Source organism: Thermoflavimicrobium daqui, from assembly GCF_003313465.1.
Classification (GTDB): Bacteria; Bacillota; Bacilli; order Thermoactinomycetales; family Thermoactinomycetaceae; genus Thermoflavimicrobium; species Thermoflavimicrobium daqui.
Window position 1 is genome coordinate 106,134 of sequence record NZ_KZ845666.1, and the last position, 16,572, is coordinate 122,705.

Annotated in this window: 12 protein-coding genes; 5 read left to right on the forward strand and 7 right to left on the reverse strand. The window is 36.7% G+C overall.

Annotated features, from left to right (window positions below; all coding sequences use genetic code 11):
* Window positions 1-35 precede the first annotated feature (35 nt).
* The 6 genes from DL897_RS08715 to DL897_RS08735 all read right to left on the reverse strand — a co-directional run bounded on the left by DL897_RS08715 (window position 36) and on the right by DL897_RS08735 (window position 6,907).
* Entirely contained in the window at window positions 36-1,370 is a 1,335-nt protein-coding gene (locus DL897_RS08715; protein WP_168188724.1) for a tetratricopeptide repeat protein, read from the reverse strand.
* A gap of 598 nt (window positions 1,371-1,968) precedes the next feature.
* Window positions 1,969-3,603, reverse strand: a complete 1,635-nt coding sequence (gene abc-f, locus DL897_RS08720; protein WP_240627323.1) for a ribosomal protection-like ABC-F family protein — start codon at window positions 3,601-3,603, stop codon at window positions 1,969-1,971.
* 129 nt (window positions 3,604-3,732) lie between these two features.
* On the reverse strand, window positions 3,733-3,858 hold the full coding sequence (locus tag DL897_RS18850) for a hypothetical protein (protein ID WP_276308571.1): 126 nt from the start codon (window positions 3,856-3,858) through the stop codon (window positions 3,733-3,735).
* Window positions 3,859-4,004: 146 nt separating this feature from the next.
* Complete coding sequence (gene holB, locus DL897_RS08725; RefSeq protein WP_113658769.1) at window positions 4,005-5,003, reverse strand: DNA polymerase III subunit delta'; 999 nt, start codon at window positions 5,001-5,003, stop codon at window positions 4,005-4,007.
* A 127-nt stretch (window positions 5,004-5,130) separates the two neighbouring features.
* The gene (locus tag DL897_RS08730; protein WP_113658770.1) at window positions 5,131-5,364 is read right to left on the reverse strand and encodes a hypothetical protein; all 234 of its coding nucleotides are present in this window, start codon (window positions 5,362-5,364) and stop codon (window positions 5,131-5,133) included.
* A gap of 223 nt (window positions 5,365-5,587) precedes the next feature.
* Complete coding sequence (locus DL897_RS08735) at window positions 5,588-6,907, reverse strand: APC family permease (RefSeq protein WP_113658771.1); 1,320 nt, start codon at window positions 6,905-6,907, stop codon at window positions 5,588-5,590.
* Between the two features lie 473 nt (window positions 6,908-7,380).
* Here DL897_RS08735 and DL897_RS08740 point away from each other — a divergent pair, with 473 nt between their 5' ends.
* Window positions 7,381-8,553 (forward strand): polysaccharide deacetylase family protein, encoded by a 1,173-nt coding sequence (locus tag DL897_RS08740; protein ID WP_113658772.1) that lies wholly within the window; start codon window positions 7,381-7,383, stop codon window positions 8,551-8,553.
* A 137-nt stretch (window positions 8,554-8,690) separates the two neighbouring features.
* Here DL897_RS08740 and murC read toward each other — a convergent pair whose 3' ends face one another.
* The gene (murC, locus tag DL897_RS08745) at window positions 8,691-9,980 is read right to left on the reverse strand and encodes a UDP-N-acetylmuramate--L-alanine ligase (RefSeq protein WP_113658773.1); all 1,290 of its coding nucleotides are present in this window, start codon (window positions 9,978-9,980) and stop codon (window positions 8,691-8,693) included.
* A 625-nt stretch (window positions 9,981-10,605) separates the two neighbouring features.
* Between murC and pyc the strand changes: the two genes are divergently transcribed.
* From pyc to DL897_RS08765, 4 genes are all read left to right on the forward strand, one after another.
* Window positions 10,606-14,052 carry a pyruvate carboxylase gene (pyc, locus tag DL897_RS08750; RefSeq protein ID WP_113658774.1) on the forward strand — a complete coding sequence of 1,149 codons (3,447 nt, stop codon included), beginning with the start codon at window positions 10,606-10,608 and terminating at the stop codon, window positions 14,050-14,052.
* Between the two features lie 147 nt (window positions 14,053-14,199).
* Window positions 14,200-15,120 carry an ABC transporter ATP-binding protein gene (locus DL897_RS08755; protein WP_113658775.1) on the forward strand — a complete coding sequence of 307 codons (921 nt, stop codon included), beginning with the start codon at window positions 14,200-14,202 and terminating at the stop codon, window positions 15,118-15,120.
* Window positions 15,117-15,830: an ABC transporter permease gene (locus DL897_RS08760; protein WP_113658776.1), complete on the forward strand. Its 714-nt coding sequence runs from the start codon at window positions 15,117-15,119 to the stop codon at window positions 15,828-15,830. The genes DL897_RS08755 and DL897_RS08760 overlap by 4 nt, the downstream gene beginning before the upstream one ends.
* Window positions 15,831-15,845: 15 nt before the next feature.
* On the forward strand, window positions 15,846-16,571 hold the full coding sequence (locus DL897_RS08765; protein WP_113658777.1) for an ABC transporter permease: 726 nt from the start codon (window positions 15,846-15,848) through the stop codon (window positions 16,569-16,571).
* The last annotated feature ends 1 nt before the right edge of the window (window position 16,572 follow it).

Below are 16,572 nucleotides of genomic sequence, written 5' to 3' on the forward strand. Positions count from 1 at the left end.
AGGTGAAAGGCACACTTCATTTGCACACCTTGTGGTTACTGCAGTTGAAATAAACCATCTTTTGTATCTATTTCACGTTGAACTTCATTCATGAGATCGAAATATTTCTTCAAATTATCTTGATCACCTAATTGACGGTAGCAATTGGCAATCTCAAAGTAGCAGCGAAGTGTAGCTTGATTCCAATCAATTTTACGGGCTAAATCAGATGCTCGTTTATAGTGGGAAATCGCTATTAAATATTCTCCTTTATGCCGTTTAACCTTACCGAGTAAGAACACAGAGTGAACTAATTCCTTTGTACCTTTTATTTTTTCTCCCCATTCAATTGCTTTCATAAAAGCGCTCTCAGCCTCATCGAGACGATCTTGTAAAACATAAATACTACCAAGAATATTATTCGCTAGTAATAGTTTATGTTTATCTTGAACATAATCTTGAAAGCTTAGAACTAATTTAAAGCACGTTTCAGCATCCTCTTTGTTTCCGAGCTCTAAATATAAAGTTCCAAGCGTTGTCCATAAGAACGTGAGATTATCATAATCTTTTGCACTTACAGCTAAGTTAATTCCTTCTTTAGCATAACGAATGGCGTCATGATATAGTTTGATCTTACGTAATAGCTCTGCTTTTAAAGCGTAGATCTGAATTAATACAGTAATGTCACGAACTTCGGAAATTTCTTCCCATAATAGATCCACATAATTTAGAGCTTCTTCGATTCTTCCTATCTTTTCTAGATAGACAACGCGATCCATCATTAATTTATACTTAATTTGGTCGTCATCCCCAGCTTCTGTTCCTACAACTTCTAATCCTTTTTCAATATATTTTAGAGCTTGTTGCAAATGGTTTTGTTTATAGGAACAATAAGCCAATAAATTATAGTTAAGAGCTTCTAGGCAAACTTTTTTCGCGTAAGGATCTTGTTGAATTAATAAATTGGATTCAGTAAGCTCTCTTTCAGCTCTTCTCCATTTCTTACAAGAGAGATAGTACCGACCTTTGAGAGATCGAATGGTTGCTTGATATTGGAAGGTTGACTCTTCTGAAATTTCCTTTAAACTTTCCCATGCTGCGTCCAATTGCTTTAAATGTAACATATTCTCAATTGCATGAAACTTTAAGAACATACTTTCCATATCTTCATTTTCTCTTACTAATATCTCAGGTAGTTTATCCATATCTAAATTCATTTTTTTCATTAGATATAAGACTTTCTCCTGATTTACATGGGGGACTCCACGTTCAATGTTACTAATCGTGGCAGTAGAGATTTGCTCATCGGATAGGTCTTCTAGACGTAGCCCCCTTTCTTTTCTTATTTTCCTAATGAATTTACCAATTTCAGCAATTTGAAATACGTTCAAAGCGACCCCTCCGTTATTAAAATGATTCATATATACATGCAGTCACTCTCGTAGCAACTCTACTTTTTTCAAATAAACCATTATTAATTGGCTTATTTGGCATTATTTGTGAAAGGGCCTAATTTATTTATTTTTTCTATTAATGTTATCATTTGTTTTTAGATACTGCAATTAGAAAAATTAAATATTATATTAATAACATAAAAAGAGCATTATAATCATTTAACTTTTGTCAAAACGCCAATATCGTTAAAAACAATCAGTTTACTTAGGATTGAGCCTAATTCCCTCAACCATCAATAAAATAGAGCATTGTACATTTTTTTATAACCCTAATTTTCAACTAAGTAATTTGTTCAAAACATCATAAAAAGAGCCCTGTTTTAGACAAGGCTCTTCAATAGTATAAAAATCAATTTTTTACTATATAAGATAAACTTCTTTCTTCTCTATTTGTAAATAAATACTTGAGAATCGCATTCAGCTATTAACTTATTGAAAAAATTCCCATTATATATGCTTCCCTTTTCTCACCCATTGGGTATTTGATCGTAACCATTATTTAACTGGGAAAGGGATAGCCAAGTTTAAGGACAACCTACTTTTCATCTCGTTTTTGTTTAGCCTGATCATAATTCCCTTCATAAGCAATCATCCGATGGTGATCTAACCAATAGATCCGTGAAAACAAGCGATTTAAAAAGTATCGATCATGCGAAACGACTAAAATCGTACCTGGAAAATCGAAGAGTGCTTCTTCCAAAACTTCTCGAGAATCAATATCGAGATGATTAGTTGGTTCATCTAAGATTAAGAAGTTTACATCTTGATACATTAGTTGAGCTAATCGTAAACGAACTCGCTCTCCACCACTCAAATCTTTTATTTTACGGAAAACTGCATAACCATAAAAAAGGAATCTCGCTAAAATATGCCGTGCTTCTTCGATAGAAACAGTGACATGTTCACGAAATGTATCTAATACAGTTTGCTCAGGATCATCTTCATAGTCATCTTGTGATAAAAATCCTACCTTAACCCCTACTCCTAGCCGTATTTTACCCTGATCAGCTTGTTCCTTCCCTTGAATCATCTTAAGTAACGTAGACTTCCCCGTGCCATTCCCTCCTACGATTGCACAACGCTCTTTATAACGAATGGTTAAATTTATATCTTGATATAGGGTTGTATCTCCATAACTTTTAGTCACATTTTCTAGTACTAAAACATCATTTCCACTTCGACCTTTTAATGAGAAATTGAGTGCTATTTTTTTCCTTTCAAGCATCGGTTTTTCTATTTTTTCCATACGATTCAAAGCTTTTTCCATACTTTTGGCTCGGCGATGCATTCCATCATTGGGAGGGTTTCCACGATTTGCCCAATCTTTTAGCCGCTTAATCGCTTCTCTCATCTTTTTAATCTTTTTCTCTTGCTCTTGGTATGCTTGAAATTCGGTCAATAAACGCTCTTCTTTTTGCTTGGTATACGAAGTGTAGTTCCCTTGATAGGAAGTAAGCTCTCCATTTTCAAGATCCCAAGTGACTTGGGTGACTCGATCTAGAAAATATCGATCATGCGAAACAACAACGACCGCACCTGAAAACTGTTTGAGATAATCTTCTAGCCATTCTATCGCTGTTAAATCCAAGTGATTAGTTGGTTCATCAAGTAACAATAAATCCGGATTGGATAATAAAATAGTAGCCAAACCTACTTTCGTTTTTTCACCACCACTTAGTTGGCAAAATGGTAGTGCCCACATCGATTCATCAATCCCTAATCCATTTGCGACTCGGGCTATTTGAGATTCCATCTGATATCCACCTTCATCAGCAAAACGCTGTTGCAAAAGATCCCATTCTTTCATTAGGTTTGCAAATTTCTTTTCATCTGCATAGCTTTCTCCCATCTGCTCGGCTAACTTCTCTATTCTCTTTTCCATTTTCATTAAATGAGCAAATGGATATCGTAAAACTTCTTTCACAGTTATTTGAGCTGGATATTCAGGAGATTGGGCTAAATAGCCAATTCGCGATTTTTTACGCAGGAAAATTTCTCCACGATCAATATTTGTGGTTCCATGCAAGCATTTTAATAATGTTGTTTTACCACTTCCATTTGCACCAACAAGACCAATACGATCACCATCATGTATTTCAAACTGAACTTTTTCAAAGATCCAGTGTCCACCTAACATTTTTCCAACTTGATTTCCAGCACACACGATCATGACAAGTCAACTCCTAATTTTAGATAATAAAAAGCCATCAGCAAACGCCCCTTGCTGATGGCTCTAAATCGAAAAGATGATATCAAATCGATCTACTTTATAGAGAGAAAGGGAGGGTTCTTACGTTTGCTATAGAATAAATGGAATTTTTTGGTTGTAAAAGGACACACTGATCCCGTCTACAGCCAAAACATGAGTAATGGCAGATACTTCCACAACAAACCAATCCGCCACTCCATTCATTCCTTTACGCAAGATCCCTCACCTCCTTGTCATTTCATCGTGATTTTGATCTATTATATCTAATTTTAATAACCTTTAGCAATAGTGACTTGGCAATAACCATGCTATTGATTTGCATCATAGAGGTTAGCCGAAAAATGCCCTTTGCCTTATCTATGCTACTGAGTTAAAGCCGAAAACCCTTCTTTTTTGGGCTTTTCCTGCATTTTTAAAACCATTTGCTCCAAAATAGCTTGGGGCTGAATAAATTTCGAAAGCTGCGAACGGGAGTTCATGATCACTTCGATAGCATGAAGAATTTGTGATTGGTCATAAAGCATCGACTGCATTCGGCACTCCTGCTCCCACTGTAAAAACGTAGTACAGCGTTTGTTCAGCTGATAATAAAGAAGCTCTCTAAACCATAAAACCAGTATGTCAAGTACTAACGAGAGAGATTCTTGTGTAATCTCCGCTTGTAACCAATCTTCTTGTATGCTTAGTAACGCTATAGAGCCTTCCTGCCCAATCTTTCGACTCCAATGAATCAGATGATCGATCAATATTTCCCATTCTTCCGTGTTTTTTTCAATCTTATCATAAGATATATATGCCAGCACTTTAGCTAAATGTTCAGGTATTCCTAATTGGATCATTTTGTTCATCCGTAATTCAGGACTTAAACTTGTAAATCGAACTTTTTGGCATCGGGATAAGATGGTGGGTAAAATCGCTTGAATATTCTCAGAAAGTAAAATCGCTACCATCGGTGAAAGTGGTTCTTCTAAAAACTTTAATAAACTATTTGCCGCTTCTGGTCGCATCCGATCCGCATGTTCCATAATCACGACACGGGTTACGTGGGCTGCTGCACTGTACTGAAATCGCTCTTGTAAAGCCCTTACTTGATCCATTTTAATAAATGCTCCATCAGGATGAAGCGAAACGATATCTGGATGATTTCCATGTGCAATCTGTTTACATGTTAAGCATTCATCGCAAGCATCGTTTTCTTGATGCTCACAATTAAGAGCTTTAGCTAACTCTAAAGCCATCTGCTTTTTACCTACTCCAGCGGGACCATAAAAGCAATAAGCGTGGGCAATTTGTCCAGTAGCTAATCCGTTTTGTAATAAACGGATCACTTGTGGCTGCCCGCTCATATCTGTCAAAGACAAAACAACCACCTCTTTTTCTGATGGAGATGGATAAAAAATCACTGCTTTTATTATAACGAAAAAATAAGCTTAACATAAAAAAACTTGGCATGATCAACCATATTCATACCAAGTTTTTTCGTGCTAATTACTTCCAGCATTCCTTTACATCGCTTCGATGGCGACCACTTTTTTTAGCTGCTTCTTCTGTCTTAAAGTAAATACGATTCTCCTTTTTGATTTTGTCAACCACTTTACAATTAGCCGGATGGTAAACATCGCTATTGACGCTAGCAACAAATCCATCATCATCACCACAAGCCGTTAGAGAGATGATGAGAGCTGCTGATAAACACAATGATATTAGTTGTTTTCGCACCATTTTATTCCCTCTTTTCTTTTACACATTTCCGAACCATAAACTTTTCCCTGATTAAAATATGTGGCTTTATAATTAATTTTTTGTATAGAGGCAACATTACCTAACAACATGAACTATTTTACCAGTATTAACCGATTCTGATTGTAAAATTATATTTAAAGATATATTAAGAAGATATTAATTTATCAATATAGAGAGCGAGTAAAGATCATGCTTTCTTTCGTTATGTTCTCATCCGATTCATCCACCAATAAAAGGGTAAACCAAGTAAAATCAAAGCAATTGCAGATAGGGTTCCTTTAGGGTCATAGATAATCGTACTCATAACAACAAACAGTGAACCTGCAATCGCAAGTAATGGGGTAAGTGGATAAAGGGGTACACGATACAAACAACTTATAGTTCGCTTCCGCTTTCTTAATATAAAAACGGCGATAAACGCCTGAATATAAAAGATAAAAATAGCAAAAATCGATATTTCAGATAAACGATCTGGATTACTGATAGACATAAAAATAATAGACAATGCCACTTCAAAAAACACCGCAAAAATGGGTGTTTTAAATTTTGGATGTATAAACGATAAGAAATTAGAGCCTGGGAAACGATGATGCTTCGCCATAGCAAATAACACACGAGGATAACTAAGGATTTTTCCATTTAATCCACCAAAAATCGATATGATAATTCCTATACTTAAAAGTTTACCTCCCACACTACCAAACAAAATCTCCGTCGCTGTACTCGCTGCATTCTCACCGCTTAACTGTACAGCTTTAGCTGGTAATAACTTTAGAAGAGCCAAATTGACAGATAAATAAGCAATTATAACAATCATTAAGCCCGTGATAATGGCTTTAGGTAATGTTTTCGCTGGGTTTTTCATTTCTCCAGCAACAGATGCTGCAGCAATCCATCCATCATAAGCAAATAGAGTAGCAAGAATAGCTGCTCCCATGCTTATTTCACTACTAATCCCTGAGGAAGAAAAGAAAATATGGTTATTCCCATTCCACAAGCCAAAAATGGCGATAAAAAAAATGGGGACTAATTTTGTAATCGTTGTAATCACTTGGATGATGCCACCATACTTTACACCCAAACTATTGACAAGAGTTAAGAATAGTACCACACTAATTCCAATCCATAATCCCCAAATTTTATTTAGAAAAAAGAAGTGAGCCACTAGTGAACCAAAGTAAAGTCCCATCGCTCCAATTAGAGCTGGTTGATAAATCACACATTGAACCCATCCGCTTAAGTAACCCCAAAATCTACCATAAACCTCTTCTAAATAAACATAAAGCCCTCCTGTTTTTGGAAAATGAGCACTTAACTCTGCAATAGTTAATCCAGCTGCAAGTGTAAGTATTCCACCAAAAAGCCATGCTAGAAGGGCAAGGTTTGTATCTCCCCCCACATAAGATAAAACAGTTCCAGGCTTTACGAAAACACCTGATCCAATAACTACACCAACTACAATCGAAAGTGCCGACCAGAAACCTAAATCCTTTTTAAGATCCTTCTCTTTGAATAATTTCATTTTCTCTCACCTAAAACTACATCGATTAAAAAAATATGAAATAAGTATACCTCTCTCGCTTTAATATAGTAAAGTGGTAATATATTACTATAATATCAAAATATTAGTGGTAAAGTCTATTATTTTTATATGAGAAATCCAGGCTTTGGATCGAATTATGAAACATACTCTCTTTAAAAATAAATTAAAATGTTACATTATTTAAACAGTTACCGTTACAATGTATACAAAAATTTAATATAAAAATAGAATGATATCTATCCTAATTTTTTTATAAAATGACCATCTATCATTTATCGATACACCAAATAGTAAAAATAAAATACAATTGCCATTTATATTTCATTACAATCGAAGGGTTCTTTACCATCCCATTTATATCAGGAATCTTCAAATACTAGACATTATTATGATTCGGGGAATAACATTATTATTCAACTTAGAAAAAACACAGTGAATTAAGGTGATTTTATATGTCAAAAAAATTCTATATTTCCATTGTAGGTAGCATTATCGTTGGAGTAATTGTTATAGGAATTCTCTTTCAATTTTCGCCTAATCTTTCTGCTTTTAAGAAAGAAAATTCTCAAGATGTCACAAAGGATAACAAGCCAATAAAGCCCTATCAGCATAAAAATCTAGTTCGCTATAAAGGACCCATTGAGCACCTATTTTTTCATCCCTTGATTGCTTATCCTAAAAAAGCATTTCGAGGAGACTTCCAATCAAAAGAAATGGACAAGTGGTTTGTCACTGTTACCGAGTTTAATCGCATTTTAGATTCTCTCTATAAAAGAAATTTTATCTTAGTCAATATCAATGACATCTATGAAGAAGTTGATGTAAAAGGAAAAAAAGAAATTCAACGCAAAAAGTTAATGGTTCCTAAAGGTAAAAAACCCATCGTTCTTTCTGTTGACGATCTTAATTATTATCAAGAAAATCATATTGATTATGGAACCGTTAGCAAGCTGGTTTTAGATAAAAATGGGGAAGTAGCTACCTATTCAATCAATGAACAAGGGAAAAAAATAATCTCACGTAAAAACGGGATCATTCCTATCTTAGATGATTTCGTTAAGCAGCATCCTGATTTCTCATTAAATGGTGCAAAAGCTACTCTGAACTTAACTGGTTATGAAGGGATTTTGGGTTATCGTACTCAATCCAAAAATTATAATGAAGAAACCAATCAATTCGACTTAGAAAACCCCCATGCACAAAAAGAACGGAAAGCAGTACAACCGATTATTAAGCAGCTTAAAGAAACAGGATGGAACTTTGCCTCACACAGCTACCATCATCGCGATCATAGTAAGCAATCGTTAGAGAGATTGATAGATGATAGTGCCAAGTGGAAAAGAGAAGTAGAGTCACTAATCGGTCCTACAAAAATATACGTTTATCCCTATGGAGCAGCGATTCCCGCTGGTGATCCTCGCCTGGATCACTTAAAACAATTAGGCTTTCGCATCTTCCAGCCTGTTGGATCACAAACCTATGAAGAGTATCACGGAAATGCAGTATTTATTGATCGTCGGCATGCAGATGGATTAGGGATGCGTAAACAAGCTCATTTATTTACAGACCTATATGATTCAAAAAGCATCTTAGACCAAAGTCGCCCTACAGATCCTGGCTATTAAGTTGATCCTATATCACAGATGAATTACTAGACCCTAGTTGATAAGTTTGCTCCATTTTTTAGGGTTACTAAAAAGCCTCCATCCCATATTTCATCAAAAGTGATAAGGGATGAAGGCTTTTATCATTCTTTTACTTCTTAAGACATAAGCCATTTTTGATATTTTTGAATGTCACCTGCACCCATAAATAATAAAACAGAATCTGTATATTGCTTAAGGGCATCAATATTTTGACGCGTCAAATATTTGGCAGAAGGAATACGGTTTAGCAAATCTTCGATCGAAATATCTCCATCACTTTCTCGTGCTGACCCAAAAATATCGCATAAGTAAACCTCATCTGCAGATTGTAAAGCTTTAGCAAATCCTTCTAGAAAGTGTTTTAACCTTGAATATGTATGTGGTTGAAATATCGCTATTAATTTTCTAGTCGGATATTTATGTCTAGCTGCTTCCATTGTTGCACTAATCTCTGTTGGATGATGGGCATAATCATCAATAACCATATTCATCCCAAAAGCCTTTTCGGCAAACCTTCGGCGTACACCTTGAAAAGATTGTAAATAAGGTCGAATCAAAGATAATTGAATGTCTTCCAATATACATAGGGCGATCACAGCTAATGAATTAAGTACATGATGTGTTCCATACATTGGAATACAAAAACGCCCCATTTCCGCTTGTTTATAAGCCACATCAAACGAAGTTCCTTCATGATCTCTAATTATATTTTTAGCTACTAAATGATTATGTGAATGCAGTCCATAATATAGAAGAGGGCATTTCGCTGAGATAGTTAAAATATTTGGATCATCCCCACAAGCAATAATATATTTCTTTACTTGATAAGCCATCTGCTGAAAAGCATCTTTAACATCACCAATCCCTGTAAAATAATCAGGATGGTCATAGTCAATATTGGTTATAATCGCATAATCTGGGAAATAGGATAAAAAATGTCGTCGATACTCACAACTTTCTAATACAAAATACTTTTGGTTTTTCCCTCCCTTTCCTGATCCATCTCCTACAATGTATGAGGTAGGGGTAAGTGCACTTAAAACATGCGACATTAAACCGGCAGTAGAGGTTTTACCATGTGCACCTGTAATTGAAATACTGGTAAACGGCTCAATTAATTTACCCAAAAACTGATGATACCGATAAAATTCAATATGATTACGCAGTGCTTCTTCAATTTCTACATGATCATTGGTATATGCATTAGAAGCGATAACAATCTGACCCTTTTGTATATTATCTCGATTAAAAGGGAGTATTTTAATTCCCAATCTCTCTAAAGGTTTTTGAGTAAAAAATGAGATTGTCTGGTCAGAGCCTTGTACATCATAGCCCATATCATACAAAACTTGAGCCAAAGCACTCATTCCCGCTCCCTTAATTCCAACCAAATGATATTTTGCCACATCTTTCCCTCCATCGCTTAATCCATGGATTATCTTATCTTTATTCTTATTTACTAATAAGTGTTACTTTGGAGCATAACCCGACCGTAATTTTATAAAATTCAACCGATTATATAGATAAAAAAATGAATCTTCATGTTAGTAAAAGAATGATTTTTAAATGAGTATTCGATCTTTAGACATTATATACCTTACCTTGTACTAAAGAGCGCTTGGGTAATATCTCCTTTTTCGAAAGGAAATTATTTTGTAAATTATTATTTCTATTTATGAAATGTGTTATCATCATTTATACTATAGAAAGAAGATTAAAAAGTAATAGTTTTTGGACCACAGGTTCCTTTTCCCTTTCACTCCACTGAATACAATAGCGAGCAAAAGTCACTGAAATTAGAAAAGGAAAACCGTGTATAAGTAGTCTTCTCTAAAGGTCATTTTGCTTGGTGGATCGCAAAGAATGTTATTTCAGCCCTTTTCAGGGTATAATTAAATGAAATAATATATTATTTATCTAAACCCTTTTTCTCATCAAGTAAAATAAATATTCTGCAAGAGGGGAAAATTCACTTAACTGAGCAAGTACACTGCATCATCTGTGTAAAATCAGAACTAGGAGGTATGAGCTTTGAAACGAAGAAAAATTAGCCGATTGTTAGTAGCTAACCGTGGTGAGATCGCAATTCGTATTTTCCGTGCTGCTACCGAACTGGGGATTCGTACCATCGCTATCTACTCCGAACAAGACAGCTTATCTTTACACCGCTTTAAAGCAGATGAATCTTATCTTGTAGGAGCTGGAAAAGGCCCCATTGAGGCTTACTTAGATATCGATAGTATTATCGAAGTAGCTAAACGCAACGATGTCGATGCTATTCATCCTGGTTATGGATTTTTGGCAGAAAATACCGAATTCGCTAAACGTTGCGAGGATGAAGGTATTATTTTTATCGGACCTGCTCCTGAACTAATTCAAAAGTTTGGCGATAAAGTTGAAGCGCGCAATATGGCTGTTCAAGCTGGTATTCCTGTAATCCCAGGAACTGAAGAGCCAATTGAATCTTTTACGGATGCAACCCAATTCGCTAAAGAATTTGGCTATCCAATTATTATTAAAGGCGTTTCTGGTGGTGGTGGCCGTGGAATGCGTATTGTTCGTAGTGAATCAGAACTACAAGACGCGATCGAACGTGCTCAATCCGAAGCTCGTTCTGCTTTCGGTAATGCTAAAGTTTATCTCGAGAGATTTTTAGAAAAACCCAAACATATTGAAGTTCAAATCATTGGTGATGAACATGGCAACATCGTCCATCTCTATGAACGTGATTGCTCAGTGCAACGTCGTCATCAAAAAGTCGTTGAAGTAGCTCCTAGTATCTCTTTAACTAAGGAATTGCGTGAAGAAATATGTGCATCAGCTCTCAAATTGATGAAATATGCTGGCTATACTAACGCAGGTACCGTTGAATTTTTGGTCACTCCTGATCAAAAGTATTATTTTATCGAAGTGAATCCAAGGGTTCAGGTAGAGCATACGATTACGGAATTGGTAACCGGAATTGATATTGTACAAACACAAATTCGCATTGCTGAAGGATACAAACTTACTGATCCAGAAATTGCTATCGGCTCGCAAGCAGAAGTACAAACCACCGGTTATGCAATTCAGTGCCGTGTTACTACTGAGGATCCGGAAAATGGATTTTTCCCTGATACTGGGCGTCTTGTCGCTTATCGTTCGGGAGGAGGATTTGGTGTTCGCTTAGATGCTGGAAACGCTTATACAGGTGCCGTGATCACGCCCTATTATGACTCATTGCTCGTGAAAATCTCCACATATGGTGTTACATTTGAACAAGCCACGCAAAAAATGTTACGTACTCTACTGGAATTTCGTATTCGCGGTGTCAAAACCAATCTACTCTTCTTAGAAAATGTGATTGCTCATCCAGACTTCTTATCAGGAAATTATGATACATCATTTATAGACACAACTCCTGAGCTATTTAAATTTGATACTCGTAAAGATAGAGGAACCAAAATCTTAAATTATATAGGTAATATCATTGTAAATGGGTATGAAAACTTACCTAAATTAGAAAAAAAGCCCCATTTTGATTTACCAAGAATCCCCAAAACCTCTGTTTTAGATCCAGTTCCCGAAGGAACCAAACAGATTTTGGATCGTGAAGGTGTAGATGGACTCATCGAATGGATTCAGGCACAAAAGAAAGTGCTGATTACAGATACTACTTTCCGCGATGCTCACCAGTCCTTACTTGCAACTCGTGTACGTACTTATGATTTGGTAGCGATCGCTGAAGCAACCAGTAAACTAGCTCCAGACCTATTCTCGGTTGAAATGTGGGGTGGTGCGACCTTTGATACCAGTATGCGTTTTCTCAAAGAATCCCCATGGGAACGGCTCCAGCTTTTAAGAGAAAAGATACCGAATATTTTATTCCAAATGTTGCTTCGTGGTGCCAATGCAGTAGGCTATACCCACTATCCTGATAATGCGGTTCAGGCATTTGTCAAAGCAGCTGCTGAAAATGGCATCGATGTATTCCGGATTTTTGATAGTCTCAATTGGTTACCTGGTATGCAGCTCGCCATTGAGTCTGTACGTAAGGCTGGAAAAATAGCTGAAGCTTCGATTTGTTATACAGGTGACATTTTAGACCCTTCGAAAACCAAATATACACTGAAATATTATATTAATCTAGCAAAAGAGTTGGAAAAAGCGGGAGCCCATATTTTGGCGATTAAAGATATGGCTGGACTCCTTAAACCTTATGCTGCATACGATCTAATTAAAGCGTTAAAGCAGGAAATTAGCATTCCTATTCACTTGCATACACATGATACATCTGGAAATGGTGGAGCTATGCTTCTAAAAGCGGTTGAAGCTGGTGTAGATATCGTGGATACCTGTGTTAGCTCTATGTCCGGTCTCACTTCTCAGCCTAGCTTAAATGCGCTGATTACCGCTTTAGAACGCACTGAGCGTGACCCAAAATTCCATGTTGAAAACTACAACAAGCTTGCCGACTACTGGCAAGATGTTCGCAAATACTATCAAGGCTTTGAAAGCGAAATGAAATCAAGCAATGCAGAAATCTATATTCATGAGATGCCAGGTGGCCAATATACCAATCTAGAGCAGCAAGCGAAAGCAGTAGGACTCGGTGGTCGTTGGGAAGAAGTTAAAGCGATGTACGCAACCGTAAACCAATTATTTGGCGATATTGTCAAAGTGACTCCTTCTTCTAAAGTAGTAGGTGATATGGCTTTATTTATGGTACAAAATAATCTCGATGAGCAAAGCATCTTTGAAAAAGGAGAGCGATTAGACTTCCCCGATTCAGTTGTCCAATTCTTCCAAGGATACCTTGGTCAGCCACCGGGTGGCTTTCCAAAACGTTTGCAAGAATTAATCGTCAAAGATCGCGAGTGCTTTACTCATCGACCAGGTGAACGGCTAGAGTCAATCGACTTTAATCAGCTACAAAAAGAACTAGAGGAAAAAATAGGTCGTACTCCAAGCGAGTTAGATATGATCTCTTATATCATGTATCCACAAGTCTTCCTTGATTTCGAAAAAAGTCGAAAAGATTTTGGCGACCTCTCTGTTCTTGATACGCCTACTTTCTTCTATGGATTACGCCCAGGCGAAGAGATATCCGTCAGTATTGAACGAGGTAAAACACTGATTATCAAGCTAGCTGGTATAGGTGATCTACTCCCTGACGGAAGCCGCATCGTCTATTTTGAATTAAATGGACAACCTCGTGAAATTCGTGTAAAGGATCATTCAGCAATTATTAGTGAAGACCAACGCATCAAAGCAGATCCTCAAAACTCAAATCATATTGGAGCATTTATGCCTGGTAAAGTGCTTAAAGTATTAGCCAACATTGGGGAAAAAGTTAATAAAGGGGAGCATCTCCTGATTAGCGAAGCCATGAAGATGGAAACAACTGTACAATCTCCTGCTGATGGTATCATTAAGGAGATTCATGTTAAAGCTGGCGATATGATTGAAGCAGGAGACTTACTGATTGAAATGGAGTAATTCATTTTCACAAGACCTTTCCGATTGAATATATGCTCAATCGGAAAGGTCTTTTTTATGTGCTTCAAAACAAATTTAATCCACCTCTATGATTCATTTAAAGTAGATTTAAGATTTCCTTGCTATATTGCGAGGGGGGTGATAAACATGACAACGAACTATGCGATTCAAACATTTCAGCTAAGCAAACAGTTTGGCAAAAGACAAGTAGTATCCAAACTAAACCTTGCAGTACCTAAAGGAGAAATTTACGGTTTTTTAGGTCCCAATGGAGCAGGAAAAACGACGACAATTAAAATGTTATTGGGGCTAAGTAAGCCGACTCAAGGGCATATTCTTCTTCTCGGAAAAGATATGAAAAAACAGCGCAATGAGATTTTAAAAAAAGTAGGATCACTTGTGGAGTATCCGACCTACTATGGTCATCTATCCGGATATGAGAATCTAAAAGTGATCACACAAGTTTTAGGACTTAATCCAAAAAGAATCGATGAGGTATTGCGACTTGTCCGTTTATCTAAAGATGCTCATCGTCTAGCCAAAAGTTACTCTCTAGGAATGAAACAACGACTGGGCATTGCTGCAAGTCTGATTGCAGAACCAGAGCTACTTATTTTAGATGAGCCAACCAATGGTTTAGATCCGGCAGGCATTCAGGAAATTAGGGAATTAATAACCCAATTACCCAAACAAACAGGAGCCACTCTTTTTATTTCAAGCCATCTTCTCTTTGAAATTGAGCAAGTCGCAACACATGTAGGGATTATCTCCCAAGGAAAACTGATTTATCAAGATACGCTACAAACACTAAAACAGCAAACGACCAGTTCTCAAGTCGAATTTGTGGTAAGTTCCCCCGAAAAGGCTTTCAATCTAATAAAAAGTATGGGCTTACCGGCCACTTTAGATCAAGGGATTATCACTCTTTATCAATTGGATCAAGAAAATACCGCTTATCTTATTCAAAATCTCGTTCAGCATTATTTCTCGATTTATGAAGTAAAGCGAAAGGAAAGTTCACTAGAGGATATCTTTATCCAGCTTACTGGAAAGGGGAAAAGTTTGTGATCGAACTCGTAAAATCAGATTACTCTAAATTGAGACACACGTGGGTTCCATGGGTAGTTTTAATTGTACCTAGCTGTCTAGTAGGTTTTTTAGCCATCATTTATACAGCACGAACCGAGCTTGTTTCCGAAGGATGGATGGGCTTTATCGCATGGGCACATAATTTTTTTCCAGTCTGTTTAATATTAGGTATCACCTTATTAGCTGCGATGATAGCCAATATCGAACATGACTCCCATGCTTGGAAGTTCTTATTTGCTCTTCCCATCTCCAAGACAAAGCTCTTTCTTAGCAAATTGATCTGGATTCACTTAATTATTCTGACGGCTGTGCTTTTAACAGCAATCGGTCTCATTTTACTGGGGATTCTAATCGGTTTAGGAGATCCGGTCCGCTGGGATCTCGTATTTCAAGAAATGATCTATCCCTATCTTGCAGCATTTCCCGTGCTGTCGATCCAATTTGGACTTTCAATGAGCATGAAAAACCAGTCTCTACCTATCATCATTGGGTCACTCGGAGCTATGACTTCCTTATTTGTAGCTTATAACAGTTCTGGGCTACTCCCATACCTTTTTCCATGGGCTTATGTCCCCCTTGCCTCACCACTTTTAGAAGGAAACTATACACAATGGCCCATCATTGGAGTGAATATCGGTATCATTCTTTTTGTATTGATTACAACTTACATTACCAAGAGAGATATTTAAGGGAGGATCTAGAAGTTGATCAATTATTTTCGTTCCGAATTACTTAAGTTACCATGGCGGCTAGTAGCGATTATTCTACTATTTGCTCCTATTATTTCACTATGGATTGGCTTTAGTATCCCTACCACGAGTACCAAAGGATGGACAGGTTGGGAATGGATCTTTAGTTTATCTCTGCATAAATATTCTTTATTTTTATATCCGATTGTAACAGGTGTATTTGCTGCACTACTTTGTCGGTACGAGCATATTGGAGGGGGATGGAAACAGTTATTTGTCTTTCCCTTTCCCCGCTTTTACATTTTCATCGGTAAATTTCTCACTTTAATATTATTGTTACTTCTAACACAGTTTATCTTCTTACTTGGTTTTTTGCTGACTGGAATCATTAGTCATCTGGATGGAAATATTCCATGGGAAATGATTCTATCTAGCTTATTTAGTGGATGGGTTGCTTCTTTTCCTTTAGCTTTACTCCTCCTATTTTTATCTATCCTATTTCGCAACTTTGCAACTCCTTTTACAATTAATTTCGTTTTTACGATTCCTTCTGTCATCGCTCAAGGATCTCCAAAGCTGGCTGTTTTTTATCCTTGGTGTCATCCTTTTCTCGCCATGATGCCTAGTAAACATGAATGGTCCGCCCCAATTGATCCGCTTATGCTATGGATAACTCTTCTTGTTATGTTTACCTTATTTAGTTTCATTTCCTTAGCATACACAAACAAACATGACTGGTAGA

Excerpts from the sequence above, each read along its gene's own strand:
- DL897_RS08735 (WP_113658771.1), bottom strand. The coding sequence starts at position 6,907 with ATGAAATTATTCAAAGAGAAGGATCTTAAAAAGGATTTAGGTTTCTGG.
- DL897_RS08740 (WP_113658772.1), top strand. The coding sequence starts at position 7,381 with ATGTCAAAAAAATTCTATATTTCCATTGTAGGTAGCATTATCGTTGGA.
- DL897_RS08755 (WP_113658775.1), top strand. The coding sequence starts at position 14,200 with ATGACAACGAACTATGCGATTCAAACATTTCAGCTAAGCAAACAGTTT.
- abc-f (WP_240627323.1), bottom strand. The coding sequence starts at position 3,603 with ATGATCGTGTGTGCTGGAAATCAAGTTGGAAAAATGTTAGGTGGACAC.
- DL897_RS08730 (WP_113658770.1), bottom strand. The coding sequence starts at position 5,364 with ATGGTGCGAAAACAACTAATATCATTGTGTTTATCAGCAGCTCTCATC.